Below are 22,166 nucleotides of genomic sequence, written 5' to 3'. Positions count from 1 at the left end.
TCATTAGTTAGTGCATTAGTACGTGGGGCGCACCGCCAGCACGCGGCGCGCGAACGCCCAGCACACCAGCGCAAACACGATCAGCCCCAGCCACTGCGCCGTGCCTTCAAACGACGCGCCGACGATCGCCAGCGGCGCATCCTTGCCCGTGCCGCCGATGATGGCCGCCATCAGCACGCCGACCAGGCTTTCGCCCACGATCAGGCCCGACGCCAGCAGCACGCCGTGGCGGTTCGGCACTTCGGCATAGCGCTCGTAGGGCACGCCGGCCGCTTGCGCGCGCTTGCGGAGAATCTTCTCGATGACCCACGCCAGCACGGCACCGGTGACCAGGACCGTGCTGATCGTCGGCGGCAGGTAGATACCGATGCCCACTGCCAGTACGGGCAGACGCGCGACGCCGCCCCGCTGCTTAAGCGCCCAGTCGATGGCGATCAGGATCACGCCGACGATGATGCCGGCAATCACCATGTTCCATTCGAGCTGGTGCGTGAAGATGCCGGTGGCAATCGCCGTCATGAGCGTGGCCTGCGGCGCGGACAGCGCCTGTGCGGCATCCATGCCCGCGCGCGGCAGCGCACCCGGGAAGCCGTACGCGTTGTACAGCAGTTCCAGCACCGGGGAGATGACCGCCGCACCCGCTACGCAGCCGATCAGCAGCGCCACCTGCTGACGCCACGGCGTGGCCCCGACCAGCCAGCCGGTCTTCAGATCCTGCAGGTTGTCGTTGGAGATGGTCGCCACGGCCACCACGGCCGAGGTGGTGAAGATCGCCAGCGCAATGCCCAGCTTGCTCGCTTCCGGCGAACCCATCAGGCCGTTGTTCGCGCCAATGGCCAACAACAGCAGCGACACCAAGGTGATGGCGATGATGCCGATGCCCGAGATCGGACTCGACGACGACCCGATGAGCCCGGCCATGTAGCCACACGCCGCTGCCACCAGAAAGCCGAACACCACCGCGAAGATCACCGCGCAGGTAATCAGCGTCCAGCGCGAGCCGGCCGACAGCATGGTCGGTGCCAAGAACGCCGCGAAGGTGATCACCAGCACCACCACCATGGCCAGCGTGACCAGCAAGATCCAGCGCGGCGCCATGTCTTGCTCGGTGCGCTGTTTGGCATCGCCTTGCGGGCGCAAGCTGCCGAACGAGCGCTTCACGCCTTGCACCACGGGGCTGATCAGCGTGGCCAGCGTCCACACGGCCGCCACCGCAATCACGCCTGCGCCGATGAAGCGGACCTGTGTACGCCAGATGTCGGTACCGAACGCCGACAGCGCCTTACCCACCGGCATGGGCGTAATCGATGTGAGGTACGGCACGGCGATGCCCCAGGCGATGACCAGGCCGACGAGCATGGCAATCCCCGCCACCAGCCCGATGAGGTAGCCCGCGCCGAGCAGCGCCGTCGAAAAGCCCAGCGGCAGGCGCACCACCGCGGCACCCGCGGCAAACCACCAGCTTGCACCTTCGCCGAGCAGCCGCAGGCCACTGGTGGCAAACGCCACGATGGCCGCGACGATGCCGCCGGCAGCAAGATCGCGCATGCCGGTGGCGGCGGGCACGGTGTCGTCATTGGTGGCATCCGAGCCATCGGCCGCGTGGCCACTGCCCACGCGCAGGATTTCCGCTGCCGCCACGCCTTCGGGGTAAGGCAGATCACTCTGTACCACCATCGCGTGGCGCAGCGGGATCGTGAACACCACGCCCAGCATGCCGCCGGCCATGCAGACGCCAAACGTTTGCCAAAACGGAAAACCTTGCCAATGCCCGATCATCACCAGGCCGGGCAGGATGAAGATGATGGAAGACAGCGTCCCCGCCGCAGACGCCTGCGTCTGCACCATGTTGTTCTCGAGGATGTTCGTGCCGCCCAACATGCGCAGCACCGCCATCGAGATCACTGCCGCCGGAATCGCCGAAGAAAACGTCAGGCCGACTTTCAGGCCGAGGTACACGTTGGACGCGGTAAAGACGACGGTGATGAGGGCACCGAGGACCATGCCGCGCAGTGTCAGCTCCGGCAGGGTTGCGGCCGGAATGTGCTTGGGAGGATGGAGGGATTGCATCCTGCGGGTCTCCTAAGAGGGGGCTTGTGGCGCGGATTATAGAAGCGCACGGGCCCGCAGGACGGAGGGTTTGAGTTTGCAGATCCCTCTAATTCCGGATATTTGGTGGCGCGGCTCAGCACTCCACAATATTCACCGCCAACCCGCCGCGCGCCGTTTCCTTGTACTTCGTCTTCATATCCGCCCCCGTCTCCCGCATCGTCTTGATGACGGAGTCGAGCGATACATAGTGCGTGCCGTCGCCGCGCAACGCCATGCGTGCAGCATTGACCGCCTTCACCGAGGCCATCGCATTGCGCTCAATGCACGGAATCTGCACCAAGCCGCCAACGGGGTCGCACGTCAGGCCAAGGTTGTGCTCCATGCCGATCTCCGCCGCATTCTCGACCTGCGCCGGCGTGCCGCCCTGCACAGCGGCGAGCGCACCCGCCGCCATCGAGCACGCGACGCCCACTTCGCCTTGGCAGCCGACTTCCGCACCAGAAATGGAAGCGTTCATCTTGTAGAGCATGCCGATGGCGCCGGCGGTGAGCAGGAAATCCACCACGCCGTTGTCATTCGCGCCGGGCACGAAGCGGTCGTAGTAGTGCAGCACGGCCGGGATGATGCCCGCCGCGCCGTTGGTCGGCGCCGTCACCACGCGGCCGCCGGCGGCGTTCTCTTCGTTGACGGCAATCGCGTACAGGTTGACCCAGTCGATCACCGACAGCGGATCGGACAGCGTGCGTTCCGCCTGACCGGTGAGCCGTGCGTACAGCTCAGCCGCGCGGCGGCGGACGTGGAACGGGCCGGGCAGTTCACCTTCGGTGCGGCAGCCGCGCGACACGCACGCCTGCATGACGTGCCAGATGTTGAGCAGACCGGTGCGCACTTCCGCTTCGGTGCGCCAGACCAGTTCGTTTTCCAGCATCAAACGCGCGATGGACTTGCCCGTCGATTCGCACATCGCCAGCAGTTCTTTGCCGCTGCGGAACGGATGCGGCAGTTGGTCGTGCGCCGATAGCACCTGCGAATTCGGCGCACCCGCCGTGACGACAAAACCACCGCCCACCGACAGGTAGCGCGCCTCGCGCAGCCGCTCGCCGGCCGCATCGAAGGCGTGGAACTTCATGCCGTTCGGGTGCTCGGCCATGGCCTCGCGGCGGTAGAAGGCGATGTGCTCCTTCTCGGTAAAGCGCACGGGGTAACGGCCCAGCAGCGACAGCGATTGCGAGGCGCGCAACTCGGCGAGCTTGGCGTCGATGGTGTCGGGGTCGATGGTGTCCGGCGCCTCGCCCATCAGGCCGAGGATGACGCCGCGGTCGGTGCCGTGGCCCTTGCCGGTGGCGCCGAGCGAGCCATACAACTCCACGCGCACGCTGGCGACTTGCGGCATCAGCCCATCGGCTTCGAGGCCGGAGGCAAACATGAGCGCGGCGCGCATCGGGCCGACGGTGTGCGAGCTGGACGGGCCGATGCCAATCTTGAAGAGGTCAAAAACAGAAACAGCCATGGGGTAAGGCTCCGGGGGCTTGATAAGCGTTAAGGCGCAAGTCGGCTTGTGGCCACTTGCGCCAGGGGATGCGTGTCCGCTGTTGAAATGATGCGCCGATCAGCGGGCCGCGCACAGCGCCAGCCAATCGGGCGCGGTGGCGACCAGCCGTTCGGCCAGCGGGCGGTATTGCGGGTCGAGCCGCGCGGCCTGCCAGAACAGGGTGGCGGCGTTCTTCGGCGACCACGGGCCGGCAAAGCCGGGCAGGCCCGCATCGGCGCGCGTCTTGTCGAAGGGCACGTGCGAGTGAACGTATTCTTCGTGCGTGCGGCTGCCATCGGCGTACGGCACCAGCCAATCGATGGCGGCAGCGAGTGTGGCGCCGTTGCTCGCACGCTCGCGCAGCCAGTGCTGGCCGTACGGCTGCACGGCAATCGCGGCCAGCGTGAGCGGCTCCAGGTCGTAGACCACGTAGTGCAGCGCATCGCGGTCTTCAAAATCTTCCACCGAGCCATCTGGCCGCACGTTGTTGGCGAGCTGCTGCAAAAACAGGCGACGCGATTGCGCCATCAGCGTGCGATCCCCCAGCGCAGCAACGGACATCGTCATGAGCTTGATGCGGTGACTCTGCCAGTTGTTGATCCACGTGTGCGACAGCGGTTGCTTGGCAGCGTTGGTTCGCGCGATATAGCCCTCGGCCAGCGTGCGCAGAAAGCGCTGCGTTTCATCGCGCGTGCTGGGCGTCAAGCCATCGCGCGCCAGCGTGTACGCCTGAATCAGCGCATCAAACTTGGTCTCGTCGATCGGGTTGAAGCTCGGCATGTAAGTGCCAACCCACGCGTGCAGGAAGGCGTCGACCTGCTCGACAAAGCGCTTGTCGCCGGTGAGGCGCCAGGCCAGTGCTGCGTCACGCATGAGCGGAAAGTCGCGCGCGGCGCTGACGGATTCGTCGTAGATGCCCTGGTGCGGCAGCGTGCCTTCGGTGTGCAGGCGCGGCAGCGGGTGAGGCGTCTGCGCGAGGTGCTGTGTCGCGCGGGCGATGAGCTTGACGGCAGCCGGATCGCCCGATTCGGCCGGTGAAACACTGCACCAGTCGCGCACACCCGGGGCGGAACGCGCATTGGCGTACGTGGGCGCCGCAGTTTCAGCCTGCGTGGGCGCGCATGTGGCGCACGCGCCAATGGCGGCGGCGCAGGCGAACAGGCGAAGGAGCGGGGCGCGGGAGATCATCGGCATGGAAGGCCTCGTCGGTGGATGGGTTGCAGCCACCTTAGCCGGCGAGGCACCCGAGCGAGCGTCGATTGTGAGAACGGTTACAGCAGTTGCGCACGCTTACATGTGATACGGCGGCGCGCTGCACGCCACCGTATCCCATCAAGCGCGTCAGTCTTGCGCGTACTCGCTCATCGGCACGCAGGCGCAGAACAGGTTGCGGTCGCCGTAGACGTTGTCTGCGCGGCCAACCGGCGGCCAGTACTTCTGCTTGCGCAGCGATGCCACCGGGTAGGCAGCCTGCTCGCGCGTGTACTTGTGCGACCAGTCGTCAGCCATCACCACGTTGGCGGTGTGCGGCGCGTGCTTGAGCGGGTTGTCTTCGCGGTCGAATTCGCCCGAGATCACCTTGTCGACTTCGCCACGGATGGCGATCATCGCGTCGATGAAGCGGTCGAGTTCCACCTTGGGCTCGCTCTCGGTCGGCTCGATCATCAGCGTGCCGGGCACCGGGAAGCTCATCGTCGGTGCGTGGAAGCCGAAGTCCATCAGGCGCTTGGCGATGTCTTCGTTGCTGATGCCCGATTCCTTCTGCAGCGGACGGATGTCGAGAATGCACTCGTGCGCCACCAGGTCGTGTGCCCCCGTGTACAGCACCGGGTAGTACGGGGCGAGCCGCTTGGCCACGTAGTTGGCCGACAGAATGGCCGTCTCGGTGGCAGCGGTCAGGCCGGCCGCGCCCATCATGGCGATGTACATCCACGAGATCGGCAGGATCGACGCCGAGCCAAACGCCGCAGCCGACACGTTGCCAATGTTCTGGCTGGCGTCTTCACCCGAAGCTGCGCGGCCGGGCAGGAACGGCGCCAGATGCGCGCCCACGGCTACCGGACCAACACCCGGGCCGCCACCGCCGTGCGGAATGCAGAACGTCTTGTGCAGGTTCAAGTGCGAGACGTCGCCGCCGAAGTGGCCCGGTGCGGCGGTGCCGACCATCGCGTTCATGTTGGCGCCATCCACGTACACCTGACCGCCGTGGCTGTGCACGATCTCGCAGACGCGCTTCACGCCTTCCTCGAACACGCCGTGCGTGGACGGGTACGTGATCATGATGGCCGCGAGGTTCTTGCTGTGCTCAGCCGCCTTCTTTTCCAGATCAGCCAGATCGACGTTGCCGCGCTCATCGCAAGCAACCACGACAACTTGCATGCCGGCCATCTGCGCCGATGCCGGATTCGTGCCGTGCGCCGACGACGGGATCAGGCACACGTTGCGGTGGCCTTCGCCACGGCTCGCGTGGTACGCGTGGATGATCAGCAGGCCAGCGTATTCACCCTGCGAGCCGGCGTTCGGCTGCAGGCTGACGGCCGCGTAGCCAGTGGCGGCACACAGCATCTGTTCGAGCTGGTCGATCATCTCGCGGTAGCCCACGGTCTGGTCGGCCGGTGCGAACGGGTGGATGTTCGAGAACTCGGGCCACGTCACCGGCAGCATTTCGGCGGTGGCGTTGAGCTTCATCGTGCACGAGCCCAGCGGGATCATCGTGCGATCGAGCGCCAGATCCTTGTCGGCGAGGCTGCGCAGGTAGCGCAGCATTTCGTGCTCGGAGTGGTGCGCGTTGAACACCGGGTGCGTCAGGTATGCGCTCTGGCGCACGAGCGATGCCGGATAGCCATCGGCGACGCTGGTTTCGGTCTTGTCGAAGTCCGGCGCAGCAGCGTGTGCGGCATGCGCGAACACGTCCCACAGGGCGACCACATCGGCGCGCGTGACGGTCTCGTCCAGCGAGATGCCCAGGCGCGCGTCGTCGATCTGGCGCAGGTTGATGCCGTGCGCCTGCGCAGCGATGTGCAGGTTGGCGGTGCGCGGGCCGGTGGCGACCGTCAGCGTGTCGAAGAAGGCATCGGCTTCCAGCGTGTAGCCGATCGCGCGCAGGCCGGCCGCCAACGTGGCGGTCAGGCGGTGCACGCGCTGGGCGATGCGCTTCAGACCTTGCGGGCCATGGTAGACGGCGTACATCGACGCCATCACGCCCAGCAGCACCTGCGCGGTACAGATGTTGGACGTGGCCTTCTCGCGGCGGATGTGCTGCTCGCGCGTTTGCAGTGCGAGGCGATACGCCGAGTTGCCTTGCGCATCGATCGTCACGCCAACGAGGCGACCGGGCATCGAGCGCTTGAACGCATCGCGCACGGCCATGTAGCCGGCGTGCGGGCCGCCGAAGCCGAACGGCACGCCAAAGCGCTGCGTGTTGCCGATCACCACGTCGGCACCCCATTCGCCTGGCGCGGCGAGCAGCGTGAGTGCCAGCAGGTCAGCGGCAGCAACGACCAGACCGCCCGCAGCGTGCACGGCGTCGGTCAGCGCTTGGTACGTTGCCAGATCGCCCAGCAGCGCACCGTTGGCGCCCGGATATTGCAGCAGCACGCCAAAGGCGTCGTGCTTGGCGGCATCGGCAGCGGGGCCCGTCACGACTTGCACGCCGATCGGCTCGGCACGCGTGCGCACGACTTCCAGCGTCTGCGGCAGCACGTCGTCGGCGACGAAGAACACGGTCGACTTCGACTTGCCGATGCGCTGCAGCAGCGTCATCGCTTCAGCGGCGGCGGTGGCCTCGTCGAGCATCGACGCGTTGGCGATGTCCATGGCGGTGAGGTCGATCACCATCTGCTGGAAGTTCAGCATCGCTTCCAGGCGGCCCTGCGAGATTTCCGGCTGATACGGCGTGTAGGCCGTGTACCAGGCGGGGTTCTCGAGGATGTTGCGCAGGATGACGCCCGGCGTGTGCGTGCCGTAATAACCCTGGCCGATCAGGCTCTTGACCACGCGGTTCTGCCCGGCGATGCTGCGCAGCTTGGCCAGCGCCGCTTCTTCCGTCAGCGGCTGCGTGAATTCACCCAGCGGCATCACGTCTTGGCGGCGGATGGCGGCGGGGATCACGGCGTCGATCAGCGCGGCACGGCTGTCGTAGCCAAGCGCGGCCAGCATGGTGGCCTGCTCTTCAGCAGACGGGCCGATGTGGCGGTGCGAGAAGGCGTCGCGCGCCTCCAGGTCAGCCAGGGAAGGGCGTTCGGCAGACAGCGCCGAGGAAGCGGGGTGCGGAGCGTTCATGGCAAGGGCTCGAATCAAACAGAAAAAGCCGATGCGCAGGTGAGGCGCATCGGCTTGAGGTGTGGCTTAGCCTTTCGTGGCAGCGTACTGCGCGGCCGACATCAGGGCGTTCACGTCGTCGGCGTTGGCCGGCTTGATCTTGAACAGCCATGCAGCGTAGGCATCGGTGTTGACGGATTCGGGTGCGCCCGAAGCGGCCTCGTTGTTGGCGATGATCTCGCCCGACACGGGTGCGTAGATGTCGGAAGCGGCCTTCACCGATTCCACCACGGCAATCGCTTCGTCCTTGGACACGGCGCGGCCGGCTTCCGGCAGATCCAGAAAAACGATGTCGCCGAGCGCATCTTGCGCGAAGTCGGTGATGCCGATGGTCAGCGTGCCGTCGGCTTCAACGCGGACCCACTCGTCGTGTTCGGTGTACTTCAGATCAGCAGGAAAGTTGCTCATGAAAGGTTTCTCCGGAAGATTGGAATGATTGGAATTCGGGTTCAGCTGACCAGCGCCTTGCCATTGCGCACGAACGGCAGTTTAACCACAGTCGCGGTCAACTTGCGGTCGCGGATCTCGACCTGTACGTCGGTGCCGATGGCCACATCCTTCGGCAAGCGCGCCAGCGCGATGGAGAGCGACAGGCTCGGGCTGAACGTGCCGCTGGTGATCTCGCCATCACCGGCGGGGGTGATGACCTTCTGATGGGCGCGCAGCACGCCGCCCTTGTCGCGCAGGATCAGGCCGACGAACTGCTCGCGCTGACCCCCGGCTTGCAGTGCAGCCTTGCCGGTGAAGTCGCGCTCGCTTTGCAGATCGACCGTCCAGGCGAGGCCTGCGTCCAGCGGCGAGACGTGCTCATCCATGTCTTGGCCATAGAGGTTCATGCCCGCTTCCAGGCGCAGCGTGTCGCGCGCGCCGAGGCCTGCCGGGCGCACGCCGGCCTGCAGCAGGCGCTCCCACACGCCGGCGATCTGCGCGGCGGGCACCACCAGCTCGAAGCCGTCTTCACCGGTGTAGCCGGTGCGGGCGACCATGATCTCGCCCACGTTTTCCACGGTGACGAAGCCTGCATTGAACGGCTTGAGCGCGTCGCCCACAGCCTGCGTGCCGGGCAGCGCGGCGTAGGTCTTGGCGCGCGCGTTCGGGCCCTGCACGGCGAGGATGCCCAGCGGCTCGGCGCCAGCATTGTTGTCGGAGCGACGCGGGGTGATGGTCACGCCGGTGCCAGCGGCTTCGTTTTGCGCGACGATCCACTCGAGGTCGGTCGGCGCGGTGCCGGCGTTGACCACCAGGCGGAACCAGTCTTCGCGGAAGAAGTAGACGATCAGGTCGTCGATCACGCCGCCCTTGGGGTTCAGCATGCAGCTGTAGAGCGCCTTGCCCGGGGTTTGCAGCTTGTCGACGTTGTTGGCCAGCAGCCCCCGCAGGAAGTCGCGCACGCGCGCACCGGTGAGGTCGACCACGCACATGTGCGAGACGTCGAAGATGCCGGCGTCTTGCCGCACGGCGTGGTGTTCTTCGATCTGGGAGCCGTAGTTGACGGGCATGTCCCAGCCGCCAAAGTCGACCATGCGGGCGCCCAGCGAGCGGTGGATGGCGTTGAGCGGCGTGTGTTGGAGCGTCATGGAATCTCTCGGCTTGGGCGCCGCCGGTGGCCTCGGCGTGGCGCGTTATTCGGGACCAGAAAAGCAAAAAGGCCACCTGCGCAGCCTGATGCCTCATGGTGACGCCATGAAGATGCAAGCTGCGCAGATGGCCCCTCTGTCCTTGGTACCTGAGAGATTGCGAGGCGCGGTGCACATAGCGGTGTGCGCCGGCTCGTGAGCCCCTTCGGTGGGCGCCTGCAGTGGTCGTGCAGCGCCAGCTCTCCAGAGTGCGGTCAGACGCATGTCTGGCCGATCCACCCGGTCCTGGATGCCTGAGAGTTTTCGGGTGCTACCCCTTCGGCGGCGACAGGCCTGATGTGGCTGACGCGCTCTCCCGGATGGATGCGCGGAATGTACGGAAGGGGGCTGTGATTGTCAATCAGGACAAATCGGCGGCGCTTTTTGGCGGTCACGCGGCCCAAAAAACTGGCCGCACCTCGCGCGGCGTGGCGATATCGCCTAGCCCCCAGGGTGCGGCCGATCGCGGGTCGTCGGAAACGCGGCGCAGTTGCCGCTCACTTGCCCGTTACTTGCCGATCTGGCGGCTCACCTTGTTTTCTTGCTGGTTCAGCGTGCGTTGTTCCTGCTTGGTGATGTGGCCACCGTTCTGGGCGGCCATGTCGCGCTCTTCCTGGCGGATCTGGCGGTCTTCCTTGTGCAGCGCCTTGGCCTGGCCCTTGGTGATTTCGCCTTCCTTCACTTCGTTGTGGATGCGCTTGTTCTGATTGGCGAGGCGGTGGTTCACCTCGGCACGGCGCGGGTGATCCTTCTGCCATTGCGTCTGCGCGAAGGCGCCAGTGGTGGCGGACAGGGCAACAGCGGACACAGCGAGGATTTGGGCGATGCGGTTCATGGTTTCTCTCCGGGTGGTGATCGGGCGGCGGGTGGATTGCGCCGCTGTCCTGTCCATAACGAACCGCATGTGCGGCGCGCCTACGGCGTTCATGTAACCGCGCGTAAGCCGTGTAACGGCGACGGGTAAAGCGAGGGGCGCAAACGAGTGCGGTGCCGCTTTGCGCATCCAGAAAGAAAAACGGACGCGCCCGTGAGGTGCGCGTCCGTCGATTTCAAGCAGTCAACGCCGTCGGCTTACCAGCCATAACCGGCGCCCACGCCGACGTTGTACTCGCTACCACCTGCCGTCGAACCACCGATCGTGACCGTGGCGCGCGAACCGACCTTGCGCTGATAGCCGATTGCCAGGGCAGTCTGACCGCGGTACAGGCCGGTGCCGATGGCCATGCGGTTGTCGGTCTGCAGGCCGGCGGCGCTGGCCACCATCGTTGACATGGCGGCGTTCATGGCGCCGACGCGGTTGATGCGGCTGTCGAGTTGGCCGACCTGGTTCTGCAGGCTGCCGATGCTCTGCTGCATGCTGTCGGCCTGCGCGCGCACTTGGTTGAGTTGCTTCACGTTGACGGCGTCGGTCTCCTGCACGCCTTCCTTGACATTGGCGACGATGCGCTCATTGCCAGCCGAGCCGACCGACACGGTGTCGGCGCGATCGGCCACCGAGCCGGCACCCAGAGCGACGCTGTTGTCCGCCGAGGCGACAGCATTGGCGCCTGCTGCAGTCGAGTTGGTGCCGCTGGCAACGGCGGCCTCCTTGCTAGTCGGGGTCGCGCCCGTGCTGGCGAACATGGGGTTGTTCTGGTCGCCGCCGCCGCCGCCAGGGTTGCCGATGCCGCCACCGATGTGGTTCTCCAGTGTCAGCACGCGATTACCCAAGCCTTCGAAGGCGTCGTGCACAGTGCTGTAGACGTTGCCGCCCGCCGTGAACGTGATCGCGTTGATCATGCCGAGCGGGTTCAGCGTGGTGCCCAGCATCGAAGCAACGGCCTGGTTTGTCGCATACAGCTGGCTACCGTTGATGGCATCCGTGCTGGTGCCGCTCAGGGTTCCCGCCGTGACGCTCAGCAGCTTGCGGGTGATGGGATTGCCGGAAGCATCCTCACCCGCGAAGTCGACTTCGGTGCCGTCCGTGCTCTTGGCCACGGTGATGGCTCGCGTGGTCTGGTCTTGTTGTACTAGGCCGATCGTGCCGTCGTTGATCTGCGTGGTCAGGTTGGTGATGTTGTCGGTGTTGTCCTTGATGCGGCTATCCAGATTGCCCAACGCGCCGTCCACGGTGCGGTAAGTTGTGGTGCCCGTCTTGTCAGCACCCAGCGTGTACGTGGGCTGGGTGAACGTGACCGTGCTGCCGGAGAGGTTTGCCGTGGCGCCGCCCCCCAATGCCGAGGCGATTTGCCTTGCCGTGGTTTGAAGTTGGCCAACGTTGGCGGCGTCTGTCAGCGATTGTCCATTCGACACCCCCGTCAAACGGCGATTGTCGCCATCCTGGTTGGCAAAGGCGACCTCTGACCCACCGGTACTACTGCCTACATAGATCGGCCCGGTCGGATCGGGCTGCACAATGGGCTGCGCAACGGCGCCAGTGGCGCCGACAATCGCCGCGATGGCGGTCACTGTCGAGATGGCTGCCCGCGCGGCGACACACTGCTTGCCACGCCCGCGCGCAACTTCCGAGACTGCCGTCCATGCCCCAGTCGCCTTGTTGAAAACGACGCGATATGCCTTGTTCATGTCATCACCCTGCGGAGAAAAATTGGAATTCGGTGCCGATCCAAACGGATGCTCGGCGGTCGCAGAGTCTGGCCAAATTGCGCGATGGGTTTTGTTGGCTTCTGTACAGATCGCAATAAGTGGTGGAAATCGTAGGATCAGAAAGCTCCTACGTAACAGGGGGCGATGAACATTGATCTGCCATCAATAACAAATCACGTTCAGTGTGTTAGGGCGAAAACTTGTGGCTTTCACCGTCACAAGAAATTTCAAGCGTCGGACAATTCTTATTTTCTTGTTTGACGACGGCGAATAAATCGACTTCGAGGTGCATATCGACGCATTTGCTCGCCATGCCCAGACGTACTTTGCCCGTTGCCCGGAGGCGGGCGGTGGCGGCGGTGGTGCGTGCTACCATCGCCTTCCGCTGTACCCTCCCGCCCGCTTTTCTCCGCCTGTCCCCATGTCTTCCAGACTCGCCCACGGGCTCAATGCTGCCCAATCCGAAGGTGTGCACTACCTCGACGGCCCGTGCCTGGTGCTGGCCGGAGCGGGCTCGGGCAAGACGCGCGTGATCACGCAGAAGATTGCGCACCTGATCCTCGACAAGGGCTTCGAGCCCAAACACATCGCAGCCGTCACGTTCACCAACAAGGCGGCCAAGGAGATGCAGGAGCGCGTGGCCAAGCTGATGGAAGGCCAGACGCGCGCAGACGGCAAGCGCATCCCCATCAAGCAGCTGACGGTGTGCACGTTCCACTCGCTGGGCGTGCAGATCCTGCGGGCGGAGGCTGAGCACGTGGGCCTGAAGCCACGCTTCTCGATCATGGATTCGGACGACTGCTTCGGCATGATCCAGGAGCAGCTGGCGACGACCGACAAGCAACTGATCCGCCGCGTGCAGAGCACGATTTCGCTGTGGAAGAACGGCCTCGTCGATCCGGAAACCGCCATTGCCGAGGCGCTTGCCAACAACAACGTCGATGACCACCAGGCCGCGCTGGTCTACCGCAACTACGTCGCCACGCTGCACGCGTATCAGGCGGTGGATTTCGACGATCTGATCCGCCTGCCCGCCGAGCTGTTCGCGCGCAATGAGGAAGTGCGCCTGAAGTGGCAGAACCGCCTGCGCTACTTCCTCGTCGACGAATACCAAGACACCAACGCCTGCCAGTACCAGCTCCTGAAGCTGCTGGCGGGCGGCTCGCACCTGCGTGCGCCAGCCTTCACGGCCGTGGGCGACGACGACCAGGCGATCTACGGCTGGCGCGGTGCCACGCTCGACAACCTCAAGCTGCTGCAGACGGATTTCCCGAACCTCAAGGTGATCAAGCTGGAGCAGAACTACCGCTCCACGGTGCGCATCCTGAATGCCGCCAACGCGGTGATCGCGCAGAACCCGAAGCTGTTCGAGAAGACGCTGTGGAGCGAGCACGGCATGGGCGACGCCATCAACGTCACCAGCGCCAATGACGAAGAGCACGAAGCCGAGAGCGTCGTATTCAAGCTCTCCGCGCACAAGTTCGAGCGCCGCGCGCAGTTTCGGGATTACGCGATCCTGTATCGCGGCAACTTCCAGGCGCGGCTGTTCGAGCAGATCCTGCGGCGCGAGCGCATTCCGTATGTGCTCTCGGGCGGGCAGAGCTTTTTCGACAAGGCCGAGATCAAGGACCTGTGTGCGTACCTGCGCCTGATCGCCAACGCGGACGATGACCCCGCGTTCATCCGCGCCATCACCACGCCCAAGCGCGGTGTGGGCAATGCGACGCTGGAAGTGCTGGGGGCATTCGCGGGGCAGGCGAAGGTGTCGCTGTTCGAGGCGGCGATGATGGGCGGCATTGAAGCGCAGCTCGCACCGCGCCAGTTGGAGCCCTTGCGCGTGTTCTGCGAATTTATCGTGCGCCTGTCAGACCGCGCCGCGAAGGAACCCGCCGCCACGCTGCTCGACGAGATGATGGAAGGCATCCACTACGAGGCCTACCTGTACGACACCTACGACGAGCGCCAGGCCCAGAACAAATGGACCAACGTGCTGGAGTTTCTCGACTGGCTCAAGCGTAAGGGCACCAAGCCCGAGAAAGACGACGCTGAAGACGCCACCGGTTTCGACAACGCCGACGGCTTGATGGACACAGGCAAGAACCTGCTGGAACTCACGCAGACCATCGCGCTCATCAGCATGCTCGAAGGCAAGGAAGAGGACCCGGATGCGGTGCGCTTGTCCACGCTGCATGCGAGCAAGGGGCTGGAGTATCCGCACGTGTTCCTGGTGGGCGTGGAGGAGGGGATCCTGCCGCACTGCCGTGAAGACGACGATCTGACCGACGAGAAGATCGAGGAAGAGCGGCGCTTGATGTATGTGGGCATCACACGCGCGCAACGCAGCCTGCATATCAGCTGGTGCAAGAAGCGCAAGCGCGCGCGGGAGACGGTGGTGTGCGAACCGTCGCGTTATATCGCGGAGATGAAGCTGGGCGACGATGCGGGCCCCACGCCTGAAGACACCATGCCCGCCATGTCGCCCAAGGACCGGCTCGGTGCGCTGAAGGGGCTGCTGGCCGCCAAGAAGCCGGTGGCGACGTAGCCGCGCGGGCGGCGCACCCGCTAGCGCGTTGACCAACGTTGACGCATATCAACGCGACGCTTAAGGGGGCGTTTTACGATGAAACATCGCCCCCATACCGTTCGCACCCATGTTTCCGTTTGCCAAGCCGGCTGACGCTCCGTCTGCCGCAAACGATGCGGCTTTTCGCTGGTCTGCGCCGCAAGTGCGTGACCTCGCCCAGCGCTTTGATACGCACGGCCCGCGCTACACCTCGTACCCCACAGCAGACCGTTTTCACAACGGCTTTGACAACGCCGACTACCTCGACGCGTTGCACCGGCGTGCGGCGATCGCGCCCGCGCTGCATGCGCCGCTGTCGCTGTACATGCATCTGCCGTTTTGCGCGAACCTCTGCTACTACTGCGGGTGCAACAAGGTCATCACGAAAGATCACGCGCGCAGCGCACGGTACGTGCAGACGCTGGCGCGCGAGATGGCTCTGGTGGCCGAGCACATTGGCCCGCTGCGGCGCGTCAAGCAACTGCACTGGGGTGGCGGCACGCCCACGTTCCTCGCCCATGATGAGATGCGCGCCGTCATGGCCGCCACGCGCGCGCACTTCGATTTGACGAGCGACGCGGAAATCTCCGTCGAACTCGACCCGCGCCATGCAGATGACGCCACGCTGGCCGTGCTGGCGGAGATCGGTTTCAACCGCGCGAGCCTTGGCATCCAGGACTTCGACCCCGAGGTGCAACGCGCCGTCCACCGCATGCAAAGCGTGGAAGAAACGCGCCGCGTGGTCGACACCGCGCGCCACCTGGGCTTCGAGTCGATCAGCTTTGATTTGATCTATGGCCTGCCGCATCAGCACACCGAGACCTTCAACGCCACGCTGGACAGCGTGCTGGAGATGGCGCCGGATCGCCTGTCCGTCTACAGCTATGCGCACCTGCCGCACCTGTTCAAGCCGCAGCGCCGCATCGATCTACTCGCGCTGCCCAGCGCCGATGAGAAGCTCGACCTGCTCGCGATGACGGTGGAGCGCCTCGTCGCCGAGGGCTACGTCTACATCGGCATGGACCACTTTGCACGCCCTGACGACGCGCTCGCCATTGCGCAGCGCGAAGGCCGGTTGCAACGCAATTTCCAGGGCTACTCCACGCATGCCGATTGCGACATGCTGGCCTTTGGCGTGTCCGCCATCAGCCGCGTGGGTGATGTGTATGCGCAGAACGAGAAGGACCTCGACGCGTACTACGCGCGCATTGATGCCGGCGAGCTGGCGGTCCTGCGCGGGATGTCACTCACACCGGACGACCACGTGCGCCGCGCACTGATCGGTGAACTGATGTGTGGCTTCGAGCTGGACATGCGCGCGTTTGGCGCGCGGCACGGCTTGGATTTCAAACGCACCTTCGCCAGTGAGCTGAAGGCGCTCGCGCCGCTGGAAGCTGCCGGGCTGGTGAAGGTGGGCGACGAGCGCATCGTTATCTCGCCGCAGGGGCGCTTGCTGGTGCGACGCATCGCCATGGTGTTCGATGCGCATCTGCAAACCGCCGGCACCGAGCGCACGGTTGAGGCCGAAGGCAAGCCCGTGGCCGTCGTCCCGCGCTACTCCAAGGTGGTTTAACTTACACGGTCGCAGGCTCAGGCTGCTGCACGACGGTTTCCGTCTGCGCGGCGGCGAGGGTCTGCGGCCAGATCTCAGCCAAGCGCAGCAGGTTGGTCGAGCCAGCTTGACCAAACGGCATGCCCGCCGTAATGGCGATCTGATCGCCCGAGACGGCAAAGCCTTCACGCGCGGCGGCGCGGCACGCCGCATCCACCATCTCATCCACGCTCGTCACATCCGCGCTGACGGTGCTGTGCACACCCCACGCGATTGCGAGACGGCGTGCCGTGTCCAAACGCGGCGTGATGCTGACGATGGGTGCCAACGGCCGTTCACGCGACGCACGCAGGCTGGTCTTGCCGCTGGACGTGTAGGTGACGGTGGCCACCGCGCCCAGGATGTGTGTCACGTCGCGCAGGGCCGCGCAGATGGCGTCCTGGCGTGTCGGCAGCGGGGCCTGATGCTGTGCGTCGATCAGGTTGCGGTACAGCGGATCGCGCTCGGTCTCGGCGATGATGCGGTTCATGATGCTGACCGCCGCCACCGGGTGCTTGCCGCTGGCCGATTCGGCCGACAGCATCACCGCGTCGGTGCCGTCGTACACAGCCGTTGCCACGTCGGAGGCTTCGGCGCGCGTCGGCACTGGTGCTTCGATCATCGATTCCAGCATCTGCGTGGCCACGACCACCGGCTTGCCGTGCTGACGCGCAATGCGCAGGATGCGCTTCTGCACGCCGGGCACGCGCTCGGGTGGCAGCTCCACGCCCAGGTCACCGCGCGCCACCATCAGCGCGTCGGAGGCCTGCACGATGTCTTCCAGATGCAGCAGCGCGGCGGGCTTCTCGATCTTGGAGAGCAAGCCGGCGCGGTCGCCGATGATCTCGCGCGCGGCGATCACGTCTTCCGCACGTTGCACGAACGACAGCGCGATCCAGTCCACACCCAGTGACAACGCGAAGTCCAGATCGCGCAGATCCTTCTCGGTGAGCGCGGGGATGGGGATCACCGCGTCGGGCACGTTCACGCCCTTGCGGTCCGACAGCGCGCCGCCGTCGACCACGCGGGTGACGATGGCGGTCGGGTCGGCAGCTTCCACGGCCAGGCGGATCTTGCCGTCGTCGAGCAGCAGCGATTGGCCCGGCGCAGCGGCGGCGTACAGCTCGGGGTGCGGCAGGTGTACGCGCGTGACATCGCCCGGCGTGGGGTCGCGGTCGAGCACGAAGCGCTCGCCATTCTTGAGCACGACGCGGCCTTCGGCAAACGTGCCGATGCGCAGCTTCGGGCCTTGCATGTCGGCCAGGATGCCGATGGGGCGGCCGGTCTCGGCTTCTACCGCGCGCACGGTGTCGTAGCGCTTGCGGTGGTCTTCGTGCGAGCCGTGGCTGAAGTTCAGGCGGAAGACGTCTGCGCCGGCGTCGAAGAGGGCGCGGATGGTTTCCTTATCGCTGCTAGCGGGGCCGAGGGTGGCTAGGATTTTGGTGTTGCGGAAGCGGCGCACTTTTTTGCTCCGGTGGGGTTGTTTGGTTGGGCCTTGGTGGTCCACTCCCTTTCACCCCCTTGCCGGGGGCGACTCACTTTCTTTGTCTTGCCAAAGAAAAGTAAGCAAAGAAAGGCGCGCCCGAGATGGCGACACCCTCCTTGAATTTGTGTAACCGGGCGGGGAAGGAGGCAAACTCGCTGCGCTCAAACAGCCTCCTTCCTTTTTCCGCCCGCTTACACAAATTCAAGGCGCCATCTAGGGCAGGGTACGGCCACACCATCTGTGGGCTGCCCTGTGGCGCTGTGTTGCGTGCTCCTATCGAAGCTCAAAGCCTCAGTGTTGAGGCTCGACGCTCCAACGTCGAAGCCCAACGCGTGAACGCTGGGACGCCAAGAGTCGATGCTGACTCTCAAAGAGCCGGTACCGAGTGTTCCGCGACGGTGTGGCCGTTCCTTGCCCTAGATGGCGCCTTGAATTTCTGTTGCAGGGAGGAAAAAGAGGGGAGGCTTGTCTGAGCGAAGCGAGTTTGCCTCCCCTCCCTCTCTGCGACAGAAATTCAAGGAGTGTTTCGCCATCTCGGGCGCGCCTTTCTTTGCTTACTTTCTTTGGGCAAGACCAAAGAAAGTGAGTCAGCCCCGGCAGGGGATGAAACCAGGGATGGACCCACAACATCAATCCACCCCTCATCCAAACTCACCCAGTAATCAAAATCGCCCGAAAGTCATTCACATTGGTCCGAGTCGGCTTGGTGACGATCAAATCGCCGAGCGCATCAAAGAACCCATACCCATCGTTGTTGTCGAGCAACTGCTTCGGCTTCAACCCAAGCGCCTCAGCACGGGCAAGGCTATCCGGCGTGAGCAGCGCCCCAGCGTTGTCTTCAGAACCATCGATGCCATCCGTATCGCAGGCAATCGCATACACGCCCGGCAGGCCATCCAGCGCCACGCCCAGCGCGAGCAGGAACTCGGCATTACGGCCGCCGCGCCCATTGCCACGCACGGTGACGGTGGTTTCACCACCCGACAAAATCACGCACGGCTTCGTGAACGGCTGATTGCGCGCCACGATCTGCCGCACGATGCCGGCATGCACTTCGGCCACATCACGCGCTTCGCCTTCGATGCTGTCCGACAGGATGTGCGCCTCATAACCGAGTGCGCGTGCTTGTGCGGCCGCCGCTTCCAGCGCGTCCTGTGCCGTCGCGATGACATGGCTGCGATGGCCTTCGAAGCGCGCATCGCCGGGCTTGGGCGTTTCACCCGCGCCGGTTTCCAGATGACGACGCACGGCTTCCGGCACGTCGATGCCGTACTTGTTGATCACGGCCAGGGCATCCGCGCAGGTGGTCGCGTCGGGCAGCGTCGGGCCGCTGGCGATGAGCGTCGGATCATCGCCGGGAATGTCGGAGATGAGCAGCGTCTCCACGCGCGCCGGTGCGCAGGCCAGCGCCAGGCGCCCACCCTTGATCGACGACAGGTGCTTGCGCACGCAGTTCATCTCGCCGATGCTCGCGCCGCTCTTGAGCAGCGCGCGGTTGACGGTCTGCTTGTCGGCCAGCGAGAGGCCTTCGGCCGGTGCGGCCAGCAGGGCAGAGCCACCGCCCGAGATCAGGCACAGCACGAGGTCGTCTTCGGTCAGACCCTCAAGCAGTTCGACCATGCGTTGCGCGGCACGTTGGCCCGCAGCATCGGGCACCGGGTGCGAGGCTTCAACGACTTCAATGCGGCCTTGCGTGCCGGGCGCACGGCCATGTTCATAGCGCGTGACGACCAGGCCAGACAGCTCGCCTTGCCAATGTTGTTCAACGGCTTCCGCCATGGCGGCAGCGCCCTTGCCGGCACCGATGACGATGGTGCGCCCCCGCGGGGGCTTGGGCAGAAAAGCGGGCAGACACTGCGCTGCACTGACCGCAGCCACTGCGGTATCAAACAAGCCGTGCAGCAGCGAGCGCGGCGATGGGGTCGGCAGAGCGGCACGCAAGGCGGCCTGGGCGGAGGAGTCGTTGTGCATGGCAGAAAGCATTGAGACGGCAAAAAGAACTGCCGCCACCCGAAGGCCGCGACAGTGCACACAACTTAAGCACGCATTTACGCGATCTCGTGGTTCGACATGATCTCGATCGCGCGGCACAGCGCGGAGTGATCTTGCTTACCCAGACCGTTCGCGGCGCACGTGTTGAACAGCTCTTGCGCAGTCGCCGTGTTGGGCAATGCCACGCCCAGTGCCTTGGCGCCTTGCAGAGCCAGGTTCAGATCCTTCTGGTGCAGTTCGATACGGAAGCCCGGGTCGAACGTGCGCTTGACCATGCGCTCGCCGTGCACTTCCAGAATGCGCGAGTTGGCAAAGCCGCCCATCAGTGCCTGACGCACCTTTGCGGGGTCAGCGCCGGCCTTCGATGCAAACAGCAGCGCTTCCGACACAGCCTGGATGTTCAGCGCCACGATGATCTGGTTGGCCACCTTGGTGGTCTGGCCGTCACCGTTGCCGCCGACCAGCGTGATGTTCTTGCCCATCAGTTGGAACAGCGGCAGCGCACGGTCGAACGCAGCTTGCTCGCCGCCAACCATGATCGTCAGCGAGGCGGCCTTCGCGCCCACTTCACCACCCGACACCGGAGCGTCCAGGTATTGCGCGCCGGTCTTGTTGATGCGCGATGCGAAGTCCTTCGTCGCGATCGGCGAGATCGAGCTCATGTCGACCACGATCTTGTTGGCGGCGGCGTCCTTGCCGGCATCCTTCAGTGCCTTGGCCACGCCCTTTTCGCTGAACAGCACGGCTTCAACGTGTGGGGTGTCCGGCACCATGATGAAGATGATGTCGGCGCGCTTGGCGACTTCTTCCGCGCTCGTGCAGACCGTTACGCCGGCTTCCACCAGCGCGGCCGGGGCCGGGTTCACGTCGTGCACGAACAGCGTGTGACCTGCTGCGCGCAGGTGACCGGCCATGGGGGCGCCCATGATGCCGAGGCCGATGAAACCGAGATTCAGTGCGTTTGCCATGGTGAGGGATCTCCTTGGTGTTGAATGGTTTGTGTGTGTTGGATTGAACCGTGGTGGTCCACTTCCCTTTCACCCCCTGCCGGGGGCGACTCACTTTCTTTGTCTTGCCAAAGAAAGTAAGCAAAGAAAGGCGCGCCCAAGATGGCGACACCCTCCTTGAATTTGTGTAACCGGGCGGAGACGGGGAAAACTCGCTTCGCTCAAACAGTTCCCCGTCTTTTTTCCGCCCGCTTACACAAATTCAAGGCGCCATCTAGGGCAGGAACGTCAACGGCCCAACCGTTGGTCTGCATGCCCTGTCAGGCTCTTGTTTGTTGCTGTGTGCTGCTTTGCTTCGCTCGCACTCCACTACTGGGTTTGCTCGCGGTGCTTCGCGTCTTGTCGCGTACCTACTACTGCGTTTGTGCTTCGATGGTTGGCCGTTGGAGCCCTAGATGGCGCCTTGAATTTCTGTTGCAGGGAGGAAAAAGAGGGGAGGCTTGTCTGAGCGAAGCGAGTTTGCCTCTCCTCCCTCCCTGCGACATAAATTCAAGGAGTCTTTCGCCATCTCGGGCGCGCCTTTCTTTGCTTACTTTCTTTGGCAAGACAAAGAAAGTGAGTCAGCCCCGGCAGGGGGTGAAACAAGGGATGCACCGCCCCCGCCGGAACAAGGCAAACAAAAAATCAAGCAACGTTGTGAGCCGCACGCCAGCCAAGACCTTCCACAGTCCCGGCCTTAGGCTTGTACTCACACCCAATCCAGCCCTGGTAGCCAATCTCATCCAGCCACTTAAACAAAAACTGGTAGTTGATCTCCCCAGTCCCCGGCTCATTCCGCCCCGGGTTATCCGCCAACTGCACATGCTTGATCTTGTCCAGATGGCGCTTCAGCGTGTTGGCCACTTCGCCTTCCATCCGTTGCATGTGATAGATGTCGTACTGCACGTACAGGTTGGACGCATCCACGTCGTTGATCAGATCCAGCGCCTGCTGCGTGCGGTTCAGGTAAAAGCCCGGAATATCAAACGTGTTGATCGGCTCGATCAGCAGATCAATCTTCTCGGCCTTCAGCGCCTTTGCCGCAAACTTCAGGTTCTCCACCAGCGTCTTGCGCGCAGCGTCTTCGCTCACGCCTTCGGGGCGGATACCCACCAAGCAGTTGAGCTGGCGCGCGCCAAGCACCTTGGCGTACTTGATCGCCTCGCCCACGCCTTCCTGAAACTCACCCACGCGATCTGGCAGCACGGCGATGCCGCGCTCGCCGCCGTCCCAGTTACCGGCCGGCAGGTTGTGCAGGACCAAGTCCAGTTGGTAGCTGTTCAGCTTGTCGGCGATCTGGTCTGCATGGAACGCGTAGGGGAACAGGAACTCCACGCCACGGAAGCCCGCACGCGCGGCGGCTTCGAAGCGGTCGAGGAAGGCCTGCTCGTTGAAGAGCATGGTCAGGTTGGCTGCCAGCTTTGTCATGTTTTCTCCTTATCG

The 22,166-nt window shown here is 64.5% G+C and carries 15 protein-coding genes and 2 riboswitches; of the genes, 2 read left to right on the top strand and 13 right to left on the bottom strand.

Annotation, left to right across the window (positions count from 1 at the left end):
- Positions 1-15 precede the first annotated feature (15 nt).
- The 9 genes from ACN9M1_RS15680 to ACN9M1_RS15640 form a co-directional block, all read right to left on the bottom strand.
- A complete protein-coding gene (locus tag ACN9M1_RS15680) occupies positions 16-2,070 on the bottom strand; it encodes an OPT family oligopeptide transporter (protein WP_426395785.1) in 2,055 nt (684 codons plus the stop codon).
- Between the two features lie 115 nt (positions 2,071-2,185).
- Positions 2,186-3,562, bottom strand: coding sequence for an L-serine ammonia-lyase (locus ACN9M1_RS15675; RefSeq protein ID WP_426395784.1), 1,377 nt, complete (start codon positions 3,560-3,562; stop codon positions 2,186-2,188).
- A 99-nt stretch (positions 3,563-3,661) separates the two neighbouring features.
- Positions 3,662-4,777: an alginate lyase family protein gene (locus tag ACN9M1_RS15670; RefSeq protein ID WP_426395783.1), complete on the bottom strand. Its 1,116-nt coding sequence runs from the start codon at positions 4,775-4,777 to the stop codon at positions 3,662-3,664.
- Positions 4,778-4,924: 147 nt separating this feature from the next.
- The gene (gcvP, locus tag ACN9M1_RS15665; protein ID WP_426395781.1) at positions 4,925-7,864 is read right to left on the bottom strand and encodes an aminomethyl-transferring glycine dehydrogenase; all 2,940 of its coding nucleotides are present in this window, start codon (positions 7,862-7,864) and stop codon (positions 4,925-4,927) included.
- Between the two features lie 66 nt (positions 7,865-7,930).
- Positions 7,931-8,311, bottom strand: coding sequence for a glycine cleavage system protein GcvH (gene gcvH, locus ACN9M1_RS15660; RefSeq protein WP_426395779.1), 381 nt, complete (start codon positions 8,309-8,311; stop codon positions 7,931-7,933).
- Between the two features lie 41 nt (positions 8,312-8,352).
- Entirely contained in the window at positions 8,353-9,480 is a 1,128-nt protein-coding gene (gcvT, locus tag ACN9M1_RS15655; protein ID WP_426395777.1) for a glycine cleavage system aminomethyltransferase GcvT, read from the bottom strand.
- A 126-nt stretch (positions 9,481-9,606) separates the two neighbouring features.
- Positions 9,607-9,737: riboswitch (glycine riboswitch) on the bottom strand.
- A 13-nt stretch (positions 9,738-9,750) separates the two neighbouring features.
- Positions 9,751-9,848: riboswitch (glycine riboswitch) on the bottom strand.
- 179 nt (positions 9,849-10,027) lie between these two features.
- Complete coding sequence (locus ACN9M1_RS15650; protein WP_426395776.1) at positions 10,028-10,354, bottom strand: hypothetical protein; 327 nt, start codon at positions 10,352-10,354, stop codon at positions 10,028-10,030.
- A 236-nt stretch (positions 10,355-10,590) separates the two neighbouring features.
- Complete coding sequence (locus tag ACN9M1_RS15645) at positions 10,591-12,084, bottom strand: ESPR-type extended signal peptide-containing protein (RefSeq protein ID WP_426395774.1); 1,494 nt, start codon at positions 12,082-12,084, stop codon at positions 10,591-10,593.
- Positions 12,085-12,292: 208 nt separating this feature from the next.
- The gene (locus ACN9M1_RS15640) at positions 12,293-12,481 is read right to left on the bottom strand and encodes a hypothetical protein (RefSeq protein WP_426395772.1); all 189 of its coding nucleotides are present in this window, start codon (positions 12,479-12,481) and stop codon (positions 12,293-12,295) included.
- 45 nt (positions 12,482-12,526) lie between these two features.
- Between ACN9M1_RS15640 and ACN9M1_RS15635 the strand changes: the two genes are divergently transcribed.
- Entirely contained in the window at positions 12,527-14,647 is a 2,121-nt protein-coding gene (locus tag ACN9M1_RS15635) for a UvrD-helicase domain-containing protein (RefSeq protein ID WP_426395770.1), read from the top strand.
- A gap of 109 nt (positions 14,648-14,756) precedes the next feature.
- Positions 14,757-16,241 (top strand): oxygen-independent coproporphyrinogen III oxidase, encoded by a 1,485-nt coding sequence (gene hemN / locus ACN9M1_RS15630; RefSeq protein WP_426395768.1) that lies wholly within the window; start codon positions 14,757-14,759, stop codon positions 16,239-16,241.
- Between the two features lies 1 nt (position 16,242).
- Here the strand turns inward: hemN and pyk are convergent, their stop codons facing one another.
- From pyk to hyi, 4 genes are all read right to left on the bottom strand, one after another.
- A complete protein-coding gene (gene pyk, locus ACN9M1_RS15625; RefSeq protein ID WP_426395766.1) occupies positions 16,243-17,721 on the bottom strand; it encodes a pyruvate kinase in 1,479 nt (492 codons plus the stop codon).
- A 675-nt stretch (positions 17,722-18,396) separates the two neighbouring features.
- On the bottom strand, positions 18,397-19,716 hold the full coding sequence (locus ACN9M1_RS15620) for a glycerate kinase type-2 family protein (protein ID WP_426395764.1): 1,320 nt from the start codon (positions 19,714-19,716) through the stop codon (positions 18,397-18,399).
- Positions 19,717-19,793: 77 nt separating this feature from the next.
- Positions 19,794-20,705, bottom strand: a complete 912-nt coding sequence (gene glxR / locus ACN9M1_RS15615) for a 2-hydroxy-3-oxopropionate reductase (RefSeq protein ID WP_426395762.1) — start codon at positions 20,703-20,705, stop codon at positions 19,794-19,796.
- Positions 20,706-21,368: 663 nt separating this feature from the next.
- Complete coding sequence (hyi, locus tag ACN9M1_RS15610) at positions 21,369-22,151, bottom strand: hydroxypyruvate isomerase (RefSeq protein ID WP_426395760.1); 783 nt, start codon at positions 22,149-22,151, stop codon at positions 21,369-21,371.
- Positions 22,152-22,166: the final 15 nt, after the last annotated feature.

It is taken from the genome of Ralstonia sp. R-29 (assembly GCF_049913345.1).
Lineage (GTDB): Bacteria > Pseudomonadota > Gammaproteobacteria > Burkholderiales > Burkholderiaceae > Ralstonia.
This window is presented reverse-complemented; position numbering and strand designations above follow the sequence as displayed.